General features: G+C 71.0%; 15 protein-coding genes and 1 pseudogene. 7 read left to right on the forward strand and 9 right to left on the reverse strand.

Annotation, left to right across the window (positions count from 1 at the left end; translation table 11 throughout):
- The first annotated feature begins 53 nt into the window (after window positions 1–53).
- Complete coding sequence (locus tag AB0N03_RS23485; protein ID WP_364375432.1) at window positions 54–854, forward strand: DUF3152 domain-containing protein; 801 nt, start codon at window positions 54–56, stop codon at window positions 852–854.
- Here the strand turns inward: AB0N03_RS23485 and AB0N03_RS23490 are convergent.
- From AB0N03_RS23490 to AB0N03_RS23515, 6 genes are all read right to left on the reverse strand, one after another.
- Complete coding sequence (locus tag AB0N03_RS23490) at window positions 851–1,903, reverse strand: chitinase (protein WP_364375435.1); 1,053 nt, start codon at window positions 1,901–1,903, stop codon at window positions 851–853. The genes AB0N03_RS23485 and AB0N03_RS23490 overlap by 4 nt on opposite strands.
- Before the next feature lie 173 nt (window positions 1,904–2,076).
- A complete protein-coding gene (locus tag AB0N03_RS23495) occupies window positions 2,077–3,681 on the reverse strand; it encodes a M28 family peptidase (RefSeq protein WP_364375438.1) in 1,605 nt (534 codons plus the stop codon).
- Window positions 3,682–3,784: 103 nt separating this feature from the next.
- Window positions 3,785–6,049 (reverse strand): M4 family metallopeptidase, encoded by a 2,265-nt coding sequence (locus AB0N03_RS23500; RefSeq protein ID WP_364375440.1) that lies wholly within the window; start codon window positions 6,047–6,049, stop codon window positions 3,785–3,787.
- 313 nt (window positions 6,050–6,362) lie between these two features.
- The gene (locus AB0N03_RS23505; protein WP_364375443.1) at window positions 6,363–7,628 is read right to left on the reverse strand and encodes a helix-turn-helix transcriptional regulator; all 1,266 of its coding nucleotides are present in this window, start codon (window positions 7,626–7,628) and stop codon (window positions 6,363–6,365) included.
- A 76-nt stretch (window positions 7,629–7,704) separates the two neighbouring features.
- Window positions 7,705–9,726, reverse strand: a complete 2,022-nt coding sequence (locus AB0N03_RS23510; protein WP_364375446.1) for a M4 family metallopeptidase — start codon at window positions 9,724–9,726, stop codon at window positions 7,705–7,707.
- Window positions 9,727–10,003: 277 nt separating this feature from the next.
- Window positions 10,004–11,278, reverse strand: a complete 1,275-nt coding sequence (locus AB0N03_RS23515) for a tetratricopeptide repeat protein (protein WP_364375448.1) — start codon at window positions 11,276–11,278, stop codon at window positions 10,004–10,006.
- Between the two features lie 120 nt (window positions 11,279–11,398).
- On the opposite strand from AB0N03_RS23515, the gene AB0N03_RS23520 reads away from it, so the two are divergent.
- The 5 genes and pseudogenes from AB0N03_RS23520 (at window position 11,399) to AB0N03_RS23540 (ending at window position 14,095) form a co-directional block, all read left to right on the forward strand.
- Window positions 11,399–11,836 (forward strand): cellulase N-terminal Ig-like domain-containing protein, encoded by a 438-nt coding sequence (locus AB0N03_RS23520; protein ID WP_364375451.1) that lies wholly within the window; start codon window positions 11,399–11,401, stop codon window positions 11,834–11,836.
- Window positions 11,725–11,958, forward strand: a pseudogene (locus AB0N03_RS23525) (glycoside hydrolase family 9 protein); the annotation flags it as partial. The gene AB0N03_RS23520 and the pseudogene AB0N03_RS23525, both read left to right, overlap by 112 nt.
- 208 nt (window positions 11,959–12,166) lie before the next feature.
- Window positions 12,167–12,637, forward strand: coding sequence for a glycoside hydrolase family 9 protein (locus tag AB0N03_RS23530; RefSeq protein ID WP_364375453.1), 471 nt, complete (start codon window positions 12,167–12,169; stop codon window positions 12,635–12,637).
- 88 nt (window positions 12,638–12,725) lie between these two features.
- Window positions 12,726–13,511, forward strand: coding sequence for a TIGR00730 family Rossman fold protein (locus tag AB0N03_RS23535; protein ID WP_364375456.1), 786 nt, complete (start codon window positions 12,726–12,728; stop codon window positions 13,509–13,511).
- Window positions 13,511–14,095: a TIGR00730 family Rossman fold protein gene (locus AB0N03_RS23540; protein ID WP_364375822.1), complete on the forward strand. Its 585-nt coding sequence runs from the start codon at window positions 13,511–13,513 to the stop codon at window positions 14,093–14,095. The genes AB0N03_RS23535 and AB0N03_RS23540 overlap by 1 nt, the downstream gene beginning before the upstream one ends.
- 72 nt (window positions 14,096–14,167) lie before the next feature.
- Here the strand turns inward: AB0N03_RS23540 and AB0N03_RS23545 are convergent, their stop codons facing one another.
- Complete coding sequence (locus AB0N03_RS23545; protein WP_364375459.1) at window positions 14,168–14,842, reverse strand: lysophospholipid acyltransferase family protein; 675 nt, start codon at window positions 14,840–14,842, stop codon at window positions 14,168–14,170.
- 51 nt (window positions 14,843–14,893) lie between these two features.
- On the opposite strand from AB0N03_RS23545, the gene AB0N03_RS23550 reads away from it, so the two are divergent.
- Entirely contained in the window at window positions 14,894–15,796 is a 903-nt protein-coding gene (locus AB0N03_RS23550; RefSeq protein ID WP_364375462.1) for a glucosyl-3-phosphoglycerate synthase, read from the forward strand.
- Here the strand turns inward: AB0N03_RS23550 and cydC are convergent.
- Both cydC and cydD read right to left on the reverse strand, forming a co-directional pair.
- On the reverse strand, window positions 15,732–17,324 hold the full coding sequence (gene cydC / locus AB0N03_RS23555) for a thiol reductant ABC exporter subunit CydC (RefSeq protein ID WP_364375465.1): 1,593 nt from the start codon (window positions 17,322–17,324) through the stop codon (window positions 15,732–15,734). The genes AB0N03_RS23550 and cydC overlap by 65 nt on opposite strands.
- Window positions 17,321–18,880: a thiol reductant ABC exporter subunit CydD gene (gene cydD, locus AB0N03_RS23560; protein ID WP_364375468.1), complete on the reverse strand. Its 1,560-nt coding sequence runs from the start codon at window positions 18,878–18,880 to the stop codon at window positions 17,321–17,323. The genes cydC and cydD overlap by 4 nt, the downstream gene beginning before the upstream one ends.
- Between the last annotated feature and the right edge of the window lie 2 nt (window positions 18,881–18,882).

Here is an 18,882-nt window from a genome sequence, read left to right on the forward strand (position 1 = left end):
TTTCCCCGGCGGGAGCCGTATCCCCCGGTGAAGCCGCATGTTCGGGAGGACCCATGCCGAAAACCGCGAGACGGGCCGCGGCCGTCGCCGCGTTCGCCGTGGTGGTGGCGGGCGTCCTGACCGCCTGTGAGCAGCAGCCTGTCGCCGCGCCGGCGGCCGGGCCGATCGTCACCGCCATCGGCGACGCCACCGCGCTCCCGCCGCCGCCCGCCGAGCAGCGGCCCGTCACGCAGACCACGCCGGTCGAGGTCGCCATCACCTTCCCGCGCACCGGCTCCGGCCAGTGGATGTTCACCCCGGGCAGCGACGAGGTCGCGGGCACGAGCGGCAAGCTCATGCGCTACCGGATCGCACTCGAGACCGACATCGACGGCGTCGGGCCGGCCGCGTTCGCCAAGAGCATCCGCGGCATCCTCGGCGACCCGCGCGGCTGGACCGGCGGCGGCGAATGGCGGCTGCAGGAGGTCGGGCCCGATTACCCCGCCGACTTCACGATCTACCTCGCGACGCCCGCCAGCCGCGACAAGCTGTGCGGCGGCACCGCGGACGGCTACACGTCCTGCCGCAACGGCAGCAACGTCGTCCTCAACGTCGCCCGCTGGGCCAACGCCGTCCCGAACTACGGCGCTTCGCTCGACGTCTACCGCCAGTACATGGTCACCCACGAAACCGGGCACCGGCTCGGCCACGGCCACGAGCTGTGCCCGGGCGCGGGCCGGCCGGCGCCGGTGATGGAGCAGCAGACGCTCGGGCTGCACGGCTGCGTCCCGAACCCCTGGCCCTTCCCGAACGGCCGCGAGTACGCCGGCCCGTCCGGCGAGTACAACGACCCGATCCCGGCCGGCGACTCCTAACGTCCCTGCAGGGACTTGACGTTGTTGCCGAACGTCCAGCCCTTCGAGCCGTCCCAGTTGATCGACCAGTCCATCAGGCCCTTCAGGCCCGGAACCGACCGCCACGCCTGCGAAACCAGGCTCGGCGACAGGTACCCGCCGCCCGCGCCGGGCTGCGCCGGCAACCCCGGGACCTGCTTGTCGTAGGGCACCTTGATCGTCGTGCCCTGCACGACCAGGCCGTTGTTCAGGCACTGCGTCTGCACGGTGAAGCCCTGCACGGTCCCGGCCTGGTACGAATCACCCGAGCAGCCGTACATCGAGCCGTTGTAGTACTGCATGTTCAGCCACCACAGCCGGCCGTTGTCCGCGTACTTCTTGATGATCGGCAGGTACGCGCCCCAGATCGAGCCGTAGGTGATGCTGCCGCCGGTCACGTACGCGGTCTCCGGTGCCATCGTCAGCCCGAAGTTCGACGGCATCTTCGCGAGCACGCCGTCGATGATCCGGATCAGGTTCGACTGCGACGCCGAGAGCGTCTTGATGTTCCCGCTGCCGGTCAGCCCGGTCTCGATGTCGATGTCGATCCCGTCGAAGTTGTACGCCTTCAGGATCGGCACGACCGTGGCGACGAACCGGTCGGCGACCGTGGACGACGACAGGTCTATACCAGCGGCCGCGCCGCCGATCGACATCAGGAGCGTCGCCCCCGCGGCCTTCGCCGCGCACATCTCGGTGGGCGCCGAAACCTGGACGCCGGCGTCCATCCCGTTCTCCCACAACACGGTCCCGTCGGACCGGATCACCGGGAAGGCGGCGTTGATGACGTTGTAGCCGTGCTGCGCCATGCGGGCGTCGGTGATCGGCACCCAGCCCATCCCGGGGTGGACGCCGTTCGCGGCGCCGTCCCAGTTCTCCCAGTACCCCTGGAGGACCTTGCCCGCGGGCCGCGATTTCACCGCGCACGTGTCGGCCGACACCGCCCCCTGCGCGGGGGCCGACACGAGCAGCGGGACGGCCAAAACCGCTGCCAGAAGGGTTCCGAACAAGCGGGTTCTACGACCGGACATACCGGCTCCCATCGTCGTTGAGGGGCGTACGCGGCGTGTCCGCCCAACATAAGCGCCGCGGGGAACCCCTGACTACCGACGATCGGGTGGTCTAGACAACCTACTTGAGGGTGGATGCCATGAGGGGCACCTTCATGGCTTCAAAGCCATGAAGGTGCCCCTCATGAACCGGGTCAGACGGTCAGCGTCCAAGAGGACAGGTAACCGGTGTCGGCCGGGCCGACGTCCCGCAGCCGCAGCTGCCAGGCACCGTTCGCGGCCTCCGAGGAAGCGTTGACGGTGTAGGTGGTGTCGAGGTTCGGCGTCGAGTCGCTGCTGGAGTTCTTCAGCCGGTACGCCGTGCCGTCCGGGGCGACGAGGTCGAGGACCAGGTCACCGCGGTAGGTGTGGGTGATGTGCACCTCGACCTTGGTGGCGTTGGACGCGTTGCGCGCGCAGCCGCCGACGGTCGCCGTGCTGTTCACCGCCGCACCCGGGTAGTCCGGGATGTTCAGCCGCGTCCCGTTGGTCACCGGCGCGCACGAGGACGTCCCGATGCCGAGCGAGAACGACGCCGTGTGGTCGACGCTCGCGCCGTCGGCCGTCACGGTGACCGGGAACGTACCGGTCGGCGTGCTCGACGACGTCGTGATGGTCAGCGTCGAGGAACCGCCCGACTGGACGGTCGCCGGGCTGAACGACGCCGTCGCGCCCGCGGGCAGACCGGACGCCGACAGCGAGATGGACTGCGCGCTGCCGGACGTCGTCGCGGTGCTCACCGCGACCTGGAGCGACTGTCCGGGTTGGACGGTCCCGGCGGTCGGGTTCAGGTTCACCGAGAAGTCGTTGCCTTGCGTCGTCGCGACGGCCAGCTTCCACAGCGCGTACCCGATCGCGTCGGAGTTCTTCTCCAGCGGGGTGTCCGGGATGTTCGACATCGTGTCGCAGGCGCGGTGGTAGCAGTTGTCGAAGGCCGCACCCGCGGTGCCGCCCCACTTCTGCGCCTGCGCGGAGCTCTTGATGTCGCCGGCGCCGGTGGCCAGGCCGCCGACCGGGATGCCCGCGCTCTTGAACGACGCGTGGTCGGAGCGGCCGTCGCCTTCGCTGTCACCCTCGGTCTGGATGCCGATGGACGAGAAGTACTCGTCGAAGATCGCCTTGACCGAAGCGACGTCGTCGTAGACGAAGTAGCCCCAGTTCTTCGAGCCGATCATGTCGAAGTTGAGGTAGGTCTTGATCTTCGTGCGCTCGCTGCTCGGCAGGTTGTTGACGTAGTACTTCGAGCCGACCAGGCCGGACTCTTCGTCGGCCCACCAGCCGAAGCGGACGCGCTTGGCCATCGCCGGGTTGGTGCGGGCCAGCGTCAGCGCGGTTTCGAGGATCGACGCGCTGCCGGAGCCGTTGTCGTTGATGCCGGGGCCGGCGCTCACGCTGTCGAGGTGCGCGCCGAGCATGATGACCTGGCTCGCGTCACCCTGCGGCCACTCGGCGATCAGGTTCTGCGACTGGCCGATGCAGCTGGTGCACGTCTGGCGCGTCGTGGTGTACCCGGCGTTCTTGAGGAGGTTTTCCACATAGGACACCGACGCCGCGTAACCGGCACCACGCGGCGAGCGCGTGCCGCCGTTGTTGTCGGCGATGGTCTGCAGCTGGTTGAGGTGGGTCTTGATGTTGGCCAGCGAGATGTCCGGCGCGGCGAGCGCCGTGGCGGGCGCGGCGGTGGCCGCTGGTGCCGTGACGACACCCAGCACGGCGGCCAGGGTGGTGACCCCGGCGCCGAGACGCGTTTTCCACTTCATGGCGGTGAGTTCCTTCGGTGGGGGTGGGGGGGTGATGCTCGTGAAGGCCACCTTCAGGAACTACAAGTTCCTCAAGGTGGCCTTCACGAACTTGGGGTGGGGACTACACGGTCAACGTCCAGGTGGACAGGTAACCGGTGTCGGCGGGGCCGACGTCTCGGATGCGGAGCTGCCACGCGCCGTTCGCGGCTTCCGAAGAAGCGTTCACGGTGTAGGTGGTGTCGATGTTCGGCGTCGAGCTGCTGCTGGAGTTCTTCAGCCGGTAGGCGGTGCCGTCCGGCGCGACCAGGTCGAGGACCAGGTCACCGCTGTAGGTGTGGGTGATGTGCACCTCGACCTTGGTGGCGTTCGACGCGTTGCGCGCGCAGCCCGCCACGGTGCTGGTGCTGCTGACCGCGGCACCCGGGTAGTCCGGGATGTTCAGTCGCGTGCCGTTGGTGACCGCGGCGCAGGAGCCCGTGGTCCCGACGGACAGCGCGTACTGCGCCGTGTGATCGGTGCTGGCGCCGTCCGCGGTGATGGTGATCGGGAAGCTGCCGGTCGGGGTCGACGAAGTCGTCGCGATCGTCAGCGTCGAGGTGCCGCCGGACTGGATCGTCGCCGGGCTGAACGTCGCGGTCGCGCCGGTCGGCAGGCCCGAAGCGGACAGCGTGATCGACTGCGCCGCGCCGGAGGTGATCGCGGTGCTGATCGTGGTGGTCGCCGAGGCGCCCGGCTGCACCGAACCCGAAGCCGGGTTCAGCGCGACGGAGAAGTCCGGCCCGCCGCCGCTGCACGAGGTGGGCTCACCGGTCGCGGTGGTGACGGAGACGGCGTCCCACGCGGCCTTGGTGGCGTTGTACTCGGTGCAGCTGCCCGGGTAGAGCGCGATCGCGGCTTCGAGGGTCGCCTTGCGGGCGGCCTTGTGGTTCCACGACGAGGTCTTCTTCAGCAGGCCGTTGTAGAAGATCTTGCCGGCCTTCTGGATGCCGAGACCGGTCACCGAGGAGCTGTTGCAAGTCGGGCTGGCCGGCTTGCCGCCACCCGGGTTCGAGCCCTCGGCGAGCAGGTAGAACCAGTGGTTCTGCGGGCCGGCCGCGGCGTGCACCTCGGTGCTCGGGATCGACGACGAGTAGCAGTTCGGGTCGCCGACCTTCGACGGCTGGTACATGTAGCGGATCGGGCCCTGGCCGACCAGGTTGACGCCCTCGCCGACCTCGTAGTCCGGCGTGTCCTCGGCGTTGTTCGCGTACGCCTCGGTCAGCGCGCCGAAGATGTCGCCGGTCGACTCGTTCATGCCGCCGTTCTCGTTGCCGGAACCGGCACCGCCCGGGGTGAACTGGAAGACGCCGTGCCCGAACTCGTGCCCGACGACGTCCATCGACGTGGCCTGGCGCTGGTTGTCCTGCGAGTGCCCGAAGTGGGTCGACGACCCGTTCCAGTAGGCGTTGACGTCGGCGAGCCCGACCGAAGCCGGGTAGCCGGTGCCGCTGCCGTTGATGCCGTTGCGGCCCAGCCACTCCGAGAGCATCTTCCACTCGGTCTGGACGCTGTAGAGCACGTCGACGCAGCCGGTCTCGAGGTCCGTGCCGGTGCCGTTGCCCCAGGCGTTGTCCGGTCCACTGTAGACGGATCCGCCTTCGCGGCCGCAGCTGATGCCGGTGCGGCCCGGGTCGCGCATCGTGTAGGTGGTGCCGGACTGCGTCGTGTCGATGGAGACGTTGCCGACGTAGTAGCTGTTGCCGGTGCCCGCGATGTTCACGGTGCCCGGCTGGGATTCTGTCGCTGCCTTGGTGGAGAACGTCTTGACGTCGTCCCGCTGGTCGAGCACCGCGCCGGTGGCGGCGTCGACGAAGACGTGCAGGTTGCTCGGCGCGGTCGCGGTGCGCCCGGCGACGACGACCTCGTAGGCGAGCTTCGGGCTCGCCCCGGCCAGCACGACCTTCTCCGGTGTGCTCACACTGTCCACAGTGGGCAGTTGAGCGCGCGCGGTGGCCGCGGCCTTCGCGGCGTCGAGCGCGGCCTGCGTCCCGACGGTGATGGCCGCCGTCTCGGCGGCGCTGGTGCCGCGGACGCGCCCGGCCCCGTCGGCGACGACGACCGCGTCCCCGCCCACGACCCGCAGACCCTGGTAGGTCCGCTGGTAAGCGCCGTAGAACAGGCCACCGCCACCGGCGGTGAGCCCGACGCGCTGGAACGATTCGGCCGGTCCGCGCTTGAGCGCGTCCAGCCCCGAAGCGGCGGCCTGGTCGGCGGCGCGCGCGGCGGCGACATCCGGGGCGGCGGGCTGGGCCGCCGGGGTCGCGCTGGCCGGGGTCGCCGGCAGCGCGAGTGTCATGGCGAGCCCGGCGGCGGCCGCCAAGCCCGTTCTGAACCCACGATGGGTCATCGAGGTCTTCCTTCCACGAAGGCAGGACGATGAGGTGCGGTGCGGGGAAAGGGGGACGTGTCCGGCGTGCTAACAGCAGGTATGCGTCCGGACGCATCCGAGTAAAGGATCAGCGGATCGGGGCGTCAATGCGCCGAACGGACCAACGCCGCGTTCAGGATTCGGCGGGCAATTCGTACAAACCCCGCCGGTGCTGGGGATTCTCCGCGCGATCCGCACCGGAACGACTTTCGTAGGGACTGTCCCGGACACCATCCGAACGCCGGACGCTCTCGATCACCGGGAATCGTCAGTACTGCTCAGGAAAACGATGTCAGTCGGCTTCGGCGCCCAACGCGATCAGCCCGTTCCGCAGGACGTTCGCGGCTTCTTCCTGCCGCCCGGTCTCACCCAGGAGTTCGCTCAGCGGCCGCAGCGCGCGCACCAGCACGCCCCGCGCCCCGAGCCCGGTGGCGAGTTCGACCGCCGCCCGCAGGTACTCCGCCGCTCCCCGGGCGTCCCCGCGGGCGCGAGCCAGCGACCCCAGCTGCAGCCGGAGTTCCGCGGCCAGGGCCGTGCCCGCCACCACCGACGGCCGAACCTGGTCGAGCAGCGCGCCCGCCGTCTCCAGCCGGCCTGCCGCCAGGTATTCCGACGCCAGCTCGACCGTGATCGCCGGGACGTCGTCCGGCCACGCCGTCTCCCGCGCGGCACCGAGGTCGGCCAGCGCGCCCTCGACGTCGCCCGCGCGGCCGCGGACCCGGGCCCTGGCCAGCAGGCAGTGCGCCATCGCGGGGTGCAGGGCGCGTTCCTGCATCAGGTCGTAGGCCGCGGCGACGGACGCGGCCGCGTCGGCGAACCGGTCGGCCGCCAGGTGGCTGCGGCACACCTCGACGTGGCTGCGGGTCAGCTCGGCCAGCACCGCCGGGCCGCCCCGGGTGAGCCGCAACGCCGACTCGGCGTACTCGGCGGCCCGCTCCAGATCGCCTTGACGCAGGTGCCGCTCAGCGAGACACGCCCGCAGCGTCAGCAGCATCGACGGCTGCGGGTACCCGTCGCGCAGCAGCTCCGCGTGGCAGGTTTCCAGCAGGTGCAGGCAATACTGCGCCTCGCCCCAGTCGCTCAGCACCGCCGCGCGCAACGGGACGACCATCGCCCGCACCGGCGGCGGCTCGCCCGACAACGTCGTCTCGGCCTCCGCGACGTACTTCGTGCGGGCGTCGCCGGTGGAGTACCCGGCCAGCCACAGCAGCGCGATGCCCGCCTGCCGCGGCCGGTCGAGACGTTCGGCCTGGCGCCGGATCCGCTGCATCCGCGGCGTCGCGCGGCGGGCGTCGCCGGTCAGGAACCGGTCCGCCGTCTCGATCAGCTCGAGGTCGAGTTCCAGGAGCTCCCGGGGCGAGCTGCCGCCGAGCAGTTCGTCGGGGTCGATGCCGAGCTGCTGGGCGAAGAACCGCAGCGCGTCGCCCGACGGTGTCCGCGCGCCGGTCTCGACCGACGACACGTACGCCGCGGAATACTGCGGTCCGGCCAGTTCGCGCTGCGTGAGCCCGCGCTCGGTGCGCAGCTCACGCAGGCGTTCGCCGACGCTCTCGCTCACTCAGCCCGCCTTTCCGTCGTCGATGTCCAGGGTAGGCCGCGCGGCGGCGGGGGAGTCGCCCGCCGCCGCGCGGGGATCAGCAGGCGCCGCCGTCGCTCCACACGGCCCACGAGGTGGGCGCGCCGGGCTCGGCACCGGTCGAGTACCACAGGGACGTCCACTTGTGACCGTTGTGACCCACGACGTCGTTGGGCACGTAGGCCTTCGCCGTGTCCCACTCGGCGACACCGTCACAGCCGGTCGGCGGGGTGCCGGTGCCGACGGTGAGCGAGAACTGCGCGGTGTGGTCGGCGTCGGTGCCGTCGCCGGTGACCGTCACCTGGCTGGTGCCCTCCGGGGTGGTCGCCGAGGTGGTGATGGTCAGCGTCGCCGTGCCGCCGGACTGGACGCTCGCCGGGCTGAAGGTCGCCTTCGCGCCTTCGGGCAGGCCTGTCGCCTGCAGTGCCACGGTCTGGGCGTTGCCCGAGGTGACCCGGGTGGTCACCGTGGTGGTCGCGGTCTGTCCCGGTTGGACGGACGCCGACGTCGGCGACAGCGTCAGCGAGTAGTCGTTGCCGGCCGGCGGCTGGCCGCTGCAGGTCGGCTCACCGCTGACGGCCGGGACGCTCACCGCGTCCCAGGCGGCCTTGGTGGCGGCGAACTCGGTGCAGCTGCCCGGGAAGAGCGTGACCGCGGCTTCGAGCGTGGCCTTGCGGGCCGCGCGGTGGTTCCACGACGACGTCTTCTTCAGCAGGCCGTTGTAGAAGATCTTGCCGGCCTTCTGGATGCCGAGGCCGGTGACGGTGGAGCCGTTGCACGTCGGGCTGGCCGGGGAAGCGTTGCTGCCCTGGGAAAGCAGGTAGAACCAGTGGTTCTGCGGGCCCGCGGCGGCGTGCACCTCGGTGCTCGGGATCGACGCGGAGTAGCAGTTCGGGTCGCCGACCTGCGACGGGTTGTACATGTAGCGGATCGGGCCCTGGCCGACGAGGTCGACGCCTTCGCCGACGGTGAAGTCCGGGCGGTCGACGGGATTGTTGGCGTAGGCCTCGGTGAGCGCGCCGAAGATGTCGCCGGTGGACTCGTTGAGGCCGCCGTTCTCGTTGCCGGAGCCGGCGCCGCCCGGGGTCGTCTGGAAGACGGCGTGCCCGAACTCGTGCCCGACGACGTCCATCGGCGTCGCCTGGCGGCGGTTGTCCTGCGAGTGCCCGAAGTGGGTCGAGGAGCCGTCCCAGTAGGCGTTGACGTCGTTGAGGCCGACGCTCGCGCGGAAGCCGCCGCCGGCGCCGTCGATGCCGTTTCGGCCCAGCCACTCGCCGAGCATCTTCCACTCGGTCTGGACGCTGTAAAGCGTGTCGACGCAGCCGGTTTCGAGGTCGGTGCCCGAGCCGTTGCCCCAGGTGTTGGTGCTCTTCGTGAAGATCGAGCCGCCCTCGCGGCCGCAGGCGATGCCGCGGCGGGCCGGGTCGGTCATCGAGTACGAGCTGCCGGAGCCGGACGTGTCGATCGAGACGGTGCCGGCGTAGTAGGAGTTGCCCGTGCCTGCTTCGCGGACGTCGTCGCGGGTGTCGAGGACCTTGCCGGTGGCGCTGTCGACGAAGACGTGCAGCTTGGTCGGGTGCGCGCCGTCGTGGCCGGAGACGACGACCTCGTAGGCGAGCTTCGGGGCGTCCCCGGCGAGGACGACGAGCTTCGGCGTGGTGGTCGTGTCTACTGTGGACACCTTGGCCGTGGCGATCTTGGTCGCCTGCTCGGCGTGGAGCGTCGCTTGGGTTTTCACGGTGATCGGGGCGGTGCGCGCTGCTTCGGTGCCGTGGACGCGCCCGGTACCGTCGGCGACGACGACCGCGTCCCCGCCGACGACCGGCAAGCCGTGGTAAGTGCGCTGGTAGGAGGCGTAGAAGAGCCCGCCGCCACCGGGGGTGACGCCGGTGCGGACGAAGGCTTCCGCCGCGCCCTTGGCGAGCCGGTCGGCGCCGCTGAGGGCGGCCTGGTCGGCGGCGCGGGCGGCGAGCGCCTCGGGCGGGACGGCGGGTGCCGGGGAGGCGGCGGCCGGGATCGCCGGCACCGCGAAGGTCAGGGCCAGGCCGGCGATCGCCGCCAGCCCTCGTGGGGATCTCATGGGGAACCTTTCCGGGGACGCGAGGAGTGTGTCCGACGGAATAACTGGGGTTAATGCGCCGGACGCGTCCGAGTAAAGGTTCCGCTCGCCGGGCGGTCAATGGGCCGAACGGCCTAGCGAGCACCCGTCAAGATCACTCGCGTTCCCGGCAAACCGCAGGAAAACCAGGGCGTGCGAGTTGGTCTGAACCAATTCACCAGACTTTGGTAGGAAACTTCCCCCAACCGGACCACAGAGCTCGCAGGTCCGCCGTACGCCCAGGTACGCGCGTCGTCCGTTACGTGTCGGTGTCCGCGGCGGAGTCCAGGCCGCGTTGGTAGGCCTGGATGGCCTCGTCGAGATGACCACGTTGTCGGAGCACGTCGCCGAGGCGCAGGGACGTCGAAACCGCCGCGCCGTGCAGGGACGCCCGGGTCTGGATCTCGGCCGCCTCGCGGAGGAGCCGGGTCGCGGCGGGAAGGTCGCCGCGGGACTGCGCGATCTGACCCAGCAGGCCCGTCGCCTCGCCGAGGGACTCGACGTCGCGGGCCAGCAGCGGCCAGACTTCCGAAACCAGCGACGCCGCGTCGGCGGGCGCGCCTTGGCGCAGCCGGACCTCGGCCAGTTCCAGGGTCGCCCCGGCGACGCCTTCTTCCGCGCCGATCGCCGCCAGCTCGTCGCGGGCCGACGTCAGCTCCGCGCGGGCCTCGTCCAGGCGGCCCAGCCGGCGCAGCAGGTACCCGCGGGCCCAGCGACAGCGGGCCGCGTCGCGGTCGAACCCCACCGACGCGAACAGGCGGCACGCCTCGATCAGGTCCTGCTCCGCCCGGTCGGACTGCCCGGTCGCCTGCCACACCTGCGACGCCTGCCGGTGGAACCGCGCGACGAAGTCCGGCCGCGTGGCCGTCCTGATCAAGCGAAGTCCGGAAAGCGCCGCACGCTCGGCCCGGTGCAGCCCGCCCATCTCCATCAGCGGGTGGATCAACGCGCTGAGCAGGCACAACTCGGCATCCGGGTCGAGTTCCGGAGGGGCCAGTGCCTCTTCGACCCGCGCGATCGCGGCGCCTGCGTCGCCGCTCAGGTACCGGCACCCCGACCAGCGGTGCACGATCATCGCCCGCAGCCACGGCGGCGCCGCTTCGGCCAGCTCCGACGCGTGCTCCAGCTCCTTCTGCGCGCCTTCGACGTCGAACAGCTGCCACTTCACCTCGGCGAGGCAGAACCGCGCGTAACACTCGACGTCGTCGAGGTGGTAGCCCGCCGCTTGCTTCCCGGCCAGAGCGAACCGCTCCTCCGCGACCGTGACCCGGCCCTGTTCGAGGTCGCGGTAGCCCTCGTCGAGGGACGCGCGCAGCTCGTCGGCGACGCCCGGCGGCCGGCCGAACCGCAGGTCGTCGGCGGTCAGGCCGAGCCGCCCGGCCAGGTAAGCCAGCATTTCCTCCGACGGCGGCCGGCTGCCGGTCTCGACCTTCGCCAGGAACCCGCGGTCGTACCCCGGCTCGGCCAGCTCGCGCTGGGTCCAGCCCCGGCCGGTGCGCAGCCGCCGGATCCGCGCGCCGAGCGGTTCGGTCATCTCCCCACGGTAGGTCATCGCCGCCGTCGTCGCGGAAACGGACATATCGACGCCCTGCCCGCGCCGGGGTAGCGTTCTCGCGCTAAATAGGAAACTTTCCTAACAAAGTGGAGGCCGACCATGCGCCTGCTTCCCCTCGCGACGGCGATCGCACTCGCCGCGCCCCTCGCCGCCACCCCGGCCGAAGCGGCCACTCCGGCCGAGGTGCGCGTCGACCAAGTCGGCTACGCGCTGGGCGAGGCGAAGCACGCGTACCTGCTCGGTGGCGCCCAAGGGAAGTTCACGGTCGTCGACGAGCGCGGCCGCACGGTCCGGGAAGGCCGCACCGGCGCGAGCCTCGGCACCTGGAACGCGAACTACCCCAGGGTGTTCGATCTGGACTTGTCCACTGTAGACCGGTCGGGCACCTACCGCGTCAAGGCCGCCGGCGCGACGGCCACGACGTCATTCCGGGACGCCTCGACCGCAAGCCCTCGCACCTCGCGGACCGGAAGGCCACCGTCTACGCCGAGCCGAAGTTCGCCGGCGAGGGCGGCGACGAAATCTTCGAACCGCTGAAGCCGCAGGGCGGCCCGGTCGACGTCGAGGGCGGCTGGGTCGACGCCGGCGACTTCGTCAAGTTCACCTCCAACACCGCGTATTCGCTGACCGAGCTGGGATTCGTGCTGCGCGAGGACCCCGATCCGGTGCTGGCGAAGGAGGTCCGCTTCGGCCTCGGCTGGCTCGAAGGCGTACATCGGCAGCGACGACACGAGCACGCTGAACCTCTACGACACCAGCGCGCTCGCCCACGCCGACCTCGCCGGCCTGCTGCGCACCGGGGTCCCGGGCGCCGCGCTCGGCGTTCGCGAGCTGGCCGCCGACCTGCGTCGTCAGCTCGATTCCGGAGTGGCGGCGGCGAAGAAGAGTCCATTCCGGACCGCGGTCGACGTCACCGACTTCGACGCCGCCAGCAAGAGCTTCGGCTTCGCGGCCACCGCGCGGCTCTACCAGCGCGTCACCGGCGACAGCTGTTACGCGGCCTTCGGCGCGCAACAGCGTGACTTCACGCTCGGCGTGAACGCCTGGGGCGTGTCGCTCGTGGTCGGCGTCGGCACGACGTTCCCGCAGTGCCCGCACCACCAGGCCGCGAACCTCGCCGGACCTTCGAAAGTGCTGTACGGCGCGGTCGTCAACGGACCGAACGGAGCGGACAACTTCGCCGATCTGCCGTTCCCGGCGGGCGCGAAGGAATGCACCCGACCGTATGAATCCTTCGACGGCCAGGGAAGTCGCTACGCGGACGACTTGAGTTCATGGCCCAGCAACAAGCCGGCCATCGACTTCACCTCCACGGCGCTGCTCGCATTCTCGCTGTGACTTGTGGGGCCGAGCCCCACACCCCACGCCGGCGGGCTCCGCCCCCGGACCCCCGAAAGAAGTGGGGGGCAGGTCGTAGCATGGCCGGGTGAGTGAACAGTCTGAATTCCCCGACGGCCAGTACCCCGAGCGTCCGGTCGAGCGCCAGAAGGGCCCGGTCGTGCTGCGCGGCGACCGCCGTGACCAGGGCAGCACGACCGACCAGCGGCTGCTCGACTCGCGGGGGCCCACCGACTGGGTGCACACCGACCCGTGGCGCGTCCTGCGGATCCAGGCCGAGTTCGTCGAGGGCTTCGGCGCGCTCGCCGAGGTCCCGCGCGCGGTCACGGTGTTCGGCTCGGCGCGCACCAAGCGCGACCACCCGGAGTACGAGCTCGGCCGCAAGATCGGCGAGGCGCTGGCCAAGGCCGGGTTCGCCGTGATGACCGGTGGCGGCCCGGGCGCGATGGAGGCCGTCAACCGCGGCGCGGCCGAGGCCGGTGGCTTCTCCGTCGGGCTGGGCATCGAGCTGCCGTTCGAGCAGGGCCTGAACCCGTGGGTCGACCTGGGCGTCAACTTCCGGTACTTCTTCGCCCGGAAGACGATGTTCATCAAGTATTCGCAGGCCTTCATCTGCCTGCCCGGCGGTTTCGGGACGCTCGACGAGCTGTTCGAGGCGCTGACGCTGGTGCAGACCAAGAAGGTCACGAAGTTCCCGGTGGTGCTGTTCGGCAGCGACTACTGGGGCGGGCTCTACGACTGGATCGCCAAGACCGTGCAGGCCGAGGGCAAGGTGAGCCCGCACGACCTGGACCTGCTGCACGTCACCGACGACATCGACGACGCCGTCCGCGTGGTGCAGGAGTCCTACCAGGCATGGGAGGACACGCACTGATGAGCCGGATCTGCGTTTTCTGCGGCTCGTCGATGGGGTTCTCGCCGCGCTACGCCGAGCAGGCGGCGGCGCTCGGCAAGCTGCTGGCCCAGCGCGGCATCGGGCTGGTCTACGGCGGCGCGAGCGTCGGCACGATGGGCGTGGTCGCCGACGCCGCCCTGGCGGCGGGCGGCGAGGTGATCGGCGTGATCCCGGAGGCGCTGTCGTCGGTCGAGATCTCCCACGCGGGGCTGTCGGAGCTGCACGTCGTGGCCGACATGCACGAGCGCAAGGCCAAGATGGCGGCCCTGTCCGACGGCTTCCTGGCCCTCCCGGGCGGCGCGGGCACGCTGGAGGAGCTGTTCGAGGTCTGGACGTGGGCCCAGCTGGGGCTGCACGGCAAGCCGATCGGCCTGGTCGACGTGGACGGGTACTACGGGCCGTTGATGGCCTTCGCCGACCACATGGTGACCGAGGGGTTCGTCAAGGCGGACTACCGCGAGCTGCTGATGGTGGACGCGGACCCGGCGGCGTTGCTGGACCGGTTCGCGACGTACGAACCGCCGGCCCCGCCGAAGTGGGCGAAGGAGCCGCCGGGGATTTAGCCTCGTTCGAGGCTCGTTGACGGCCCGGCGGCGAGTGCGACCTTTGGTCCGGGCTCGGCGAGCCCGGACGGCTCAGGCGACGCCCTCGCTGGGCCGTTTGTGGTAGGTGTCCACGTACTCCTGGCCGGAGATCTCCAGGATCTGGTACATCACCTCGTCGGTGACCGACCGGCGGATCGCCGGCGAGTAGTCCTGGCCTTCGTACCGCGAGAAGTCCAGTGGCTTGCCGAACGTGATCGCGATCTTCGCCGGACGTGGGACGCGCTGCCCCGCGGCCTGGAGCTGCTCGGTGCCGGTCAGCGCGACCGGCACCACCTTCGCCCCCGTCGCCAGGGCCAGCGCCGCGACGCCGGTGTGGCCGCGGTGCAGCCGGCCGTCGAGGGAGCGCGTGCCTTCGGGGTAGATCGCGAAGACGCCGCCCGCGTCGAGCACCTTGCGCGCCGCTTCGAGGGCGGCCAGCCCGGCCTGGGCGTTGCCGCGCTCGACCGGGATGTAGCCGAGCCCGCCGACGAACCCGGCCATCAGCTTGCCCTTGACGCCCTTGCCGGTGAAGTACTCCGCCTTGCCGAGGAACTTGACCTGCCGCGGCGTCGCGAACGTGATCACGCCGGTGTCGAGCGCGGCGCGGTGGTTGGCGGCGAGGATCACCGCGCCCGTCGTGGGCACGTTCTCGACGCCGATCACCTCCGGCCGGTACACCGCCCTGGCCAGCGGCCCCAGCACGAACCGGACAAGCAGCGCGATCAAGTGGTCCTCCTCTTCGGTGCGGTGGCTCCCAGCATGGCACGATCGTTACTCGTGAGTTGGTTCGAGCGGCGTACGTGGCAGGAGCCCGGGTGGACGCCCGAGGACATCGTGACCGCGAAGGGTGACCGCACGGTTTCGGTGGTGCTACCGGCACTGGACGAAGAGCGGACCGTGGGTGACGTCGTCGCGTCGGTGCGACCGCTCGTCGGCAGCGTCGTCGACGAGCTCGTGGTCGTGGACTCGGGTTCCACGGACGCGACGGTGGAAACCGCCGAGGCCGCGGGCGCGCGGGTGGTCCGCCGCGAGGACGTGCTGCCGGACCTGCCGCCGGTGCCCGGCAAGGGCGAGGTGCTGTGGCGCTCGCTGGCCGCGACCAGCGGCGACATCGTCGTGTTCCTCGACTCCGACCTCGTCGACCCGGACCCCGCGTTCGTGACTTCGCTGCTCGGGCCGCTGGTGTCCGAAAGCGGCGTCCACCTGGTCAAGGGCTTCTACCGCCGTCCGCTGCGGCTGGAGAGCACGGGGGGCGGCCGCGTCACCGAGCTGCTGGCGCGGCCGGTGCTTTCGGCGCTGCGCCCCTCGCTCGGCGGGCTGGTCCAGCCGCTCGGCGGCGAGTACGCGGGCACGCGCGAGTTCCTGGAATCGGTGCCGTTCGCCGCCGGGTACGGCGTCGAAATCGGCCTGCTGCTCGACGCCGAGGCGCGCTACGGCCTCGACGGGCTCGCGCAGGTCAACCTCGGCGTCCGCAAGCACCGGAACCGGTCGTTGCTGCAGCTGGGCGCGATGTCCCGGCAGATCCTGGGCACGGCGCTTTCGCGCTGCGGGGTCCCGGCCGCGGACGCTCCGTTCACGCAGTTCGTGCAGGTCGACGAGGAGTGGCTGCCGGACGTCACCGAGGTCCGGGTCGCGGACCGGCCGCCGATGCGGGAAGTGCTCGCCCGTCCTCGAGGGTGAGGATCTCGTCGAAGCTCTCGAGCTGCTCGGGGCGGTGGGTGACGAGGACGACGGTGCCTCTCGCTTTCGCGAGCACCCTCGCCAGGACGGCGTCGCCGTGGGCGGGGTCGAGGCCTTCGACCGGTTCGTCGAGCACCAGGACCTTCGGCGCGGCCAGGACCGCGCGGGCGAGGATCAGCCGCTGGCGTTGACCGCCGGAGAGCGCGTCGCCGTCCGGACCGGTGTCGCGGTCCAGGTCGAGGTCGAAGTCGGCGGTCGCGCAAGCTTCTTTCAGCTCTTCGTCGGTTGCCAGCGGTTTTGCGAGCAGGAGGTTTTCGCGGACGGTCGTGTGGAAGACGTGGGCGTCGGCCAGGGCTCCTGAGACGAGTTCCGGCAGGCCGGCGTACTCGGCGAGCGGGTGGCCGTCGAGGAGGACCTGGCCGTCGGTGGGGGTTTCGAGGCCGAGGAGGAGCCGGAGCAGGGTCGTCTTGCCGGCACCGCTGGGGCCGAGGATCCCGACGCGCTTGCCGGGCGGGAGGTCGAGGTCGATGTCCTTCACTGCGGGCGCCCGGCCGGGATACCTCACTCCGGCCTTCCGCAGCGTGAGGTGTCCTTTGTGTACGGACCGGGTGCCCTGAGGCCTGGCGGGCTCGGTGAGCACGGCTTTCACGCGGGCGGCCGACGCGCGGATCTCGGGGACGCGCCGGGCGGCGCCGACGAGCGGGAGGACGACTTCGAAGGTGGTCATGGCGGCCAGGGTGAGCGCGGCGGTCCAGGGCACGGAGGCGTGGCAGAGCAGCGCGACGGCGACGGTGGTGGTGAGCTGGACGAGCGTTCCGGCGGCGGTGAGCAGGGCGGTCTTGCCCGAGGTGGTGCGTTCGCGGCCCGCGAGCTGATCGACGACGCCGGTGGCTCGCGCGCGGGTCTGTTCCAGGGCGCCGGCGGCGACGAGTTCGCGGTGCCCGGTGACGAGTTCGACGGCTCGTTCGGCGAGTTCGGCTCGCTTCGGAGCGTCTTCCTGGGCAGCCTTGCCGGTCAGCCGAATGACCAGCCAGGGCAGAAGAACCCCGGCGACGAGCAGTCCACCGCCGAGCGCGACGGCGGCCGGTCCCGATGCGGTGGCGGTGACGACCACGGCGGCGCCCCCGACGAGCCCGGCGACGCCGGCGGGCAGCAGCCACCGCAGGACGGCGTCCTGCAGAGCGTCCACATCGGACACGAGCCGGGTGACGAGGTCCCCGCCGGAGTAGCGCGAGCCGGGGAGGAGGGCCTGGTAGACGCGGGTGCGAAGGGCACCGAGCCACCGCAGGACGACCTCGTGCCCGGCGAGCCGTTCGGCGTACCGGAGGCCACCGCGCAGGAGGGCGAAGGCCCGGACGCCGACGATGGCGACGGTGAGGGCGCCGAGCGGAGGTTGTTCGGCGGCGCGAAGCAGCAGCCAGGCGGCGGTGGCCATGAGAGCAAGGGCGGCGAGTTCGGCTCCGGCGCCGAGAAGAGCGGCGCGGAGAAGGCGAAGGACGTCCTTGGGAGACAGGGCCCAGATGGTCATGCCGCCACCTCCGCGCACACTCGGCCATCCCGCAGCTCGATCACCCGGTCCGCCAACCCGGCCATCCCCGGCCGGTGGGCGACCAGCACCGCCGTCCGGCCTTGCAGCAGCCGCCGCGTCGCCGACAGCACCGTCGCTTCCGTGCGGGAGTCCAGCCGGGCCGTCGGTTCGTCCAGCAGCACCAACCCCGCCGACGTCCGCGCCAACGCCCGCGCCAGCCCCACCCGCTGACGCTGACCCGCCGACAGGACCTCACCCAGCTCGCCCACCGGGGTGTCGAACCCGGCGGGCAACCCCGCCGCCACCGCGTCCAGCGCCGCCGCTCGGGCCGCCGAAGGAACGTCCGCCGATGACCCCAACGCGATGTTCGACGCCAGCGACCCCCGGAACAGCGTCGGCCGCTGCGGGACCCACGCCACGTCGGCCAGCCAGTCCGAGGAAGACAACGAACGCAAGTCCGCGCCATCGACCAGGATCCGCCCCGAAGAAGGAGAAACGAACCCCAGCAGCACCGCCAGCAAAGTGCTCTTCCCCGACCCGCTGGGCCCGACCAGAGCCACCCGCGAACCAGCCGACACCGTCAAGTCCACATCGGACAGAGCCACAACCCCGGAGTAGCTGACCGAAACCCGCTCGAAGACGACGGAAGGCGCACCTCGCCGTCGAGTGAAAGCAGCCGACCGGGAAACCACCACCGGCACCGCCAAAGCCTCGCGCAACGCCGTCAACCCCTCCGCCGCAGCGTGGAACTTCGCCCCGGCAGCCCGCAGAGGCAAGTACGCCTCCGGCGCCAGAACCAGAATCAGCAACGCCGTCCGAGCGTCAAGACCACCGGCGAGAAGCCGGAACCCGACCGGCACCGCGACCAGCGCCACCGACATGGTCGCGACCAGTTCCAACACGAGAGATGACAAGAAAGCGACCCGCAGCGTCTTCAGAGTCGCGTCGGCGTGCGCGGAAGCCATCGACCGGACCGTCGAAGCCTGCGCGGACGCCCGCCCGAACACCTTCAGCGTCTCGAGCCCGCGGACGACGTCGAGGAAGTGGCCGCCCAGCTTCAAGAGCAACGACCACTGCCGCGAAGTCCGCGCCGCCGTGTGTTTCCCGACCAGGATCGCGAACACCGGGATCAGCGGCAGTGTCGCCGTCACCACCAGCGCCGACACGACGTCCGTCGTGAACAGCCGCACGACCACCGCGATCGGCACCACCACCGACACCACCAGCGACGGCAGGTAGCCGCTCAGGTAGCTGTCCGTCGCGTCGACACCGCGCGTGACCTGCGTGGCGACCACCCCGGCGCGATCGGAAGACGAGCCGAGCAGCCGCCGTCGCAGGCCGCCGCGGACCGACGCCACGAACCGTCCACAGAGGACGCCGTGACGCCAGGTGAGCGCGACGCGGCCGAGGACCGCCGCGACCAGCAGAAGCGAAACCCCGCCGCCGGTGAGCAGCGTGGCCAGACCTTCGGCCTGGACCAGCACCAAAACGGCGGAGAGCACTCCGAGCAGGCCCAAAAGAACGAGGTATCGCCGGAGTCCGGGCAGAGCAGGCACGA

Source organism: Amycolatopsis sp. NPDC051061 (assembly GCF_040682935.1).
In the GTDB taxonomy this organism is placed as follows: domain Bacteria; phylum Actinomycetota; class Actinomycetes; order Mycobacteriales; family Pseudonocardiaceae; genus Amycolatopsis.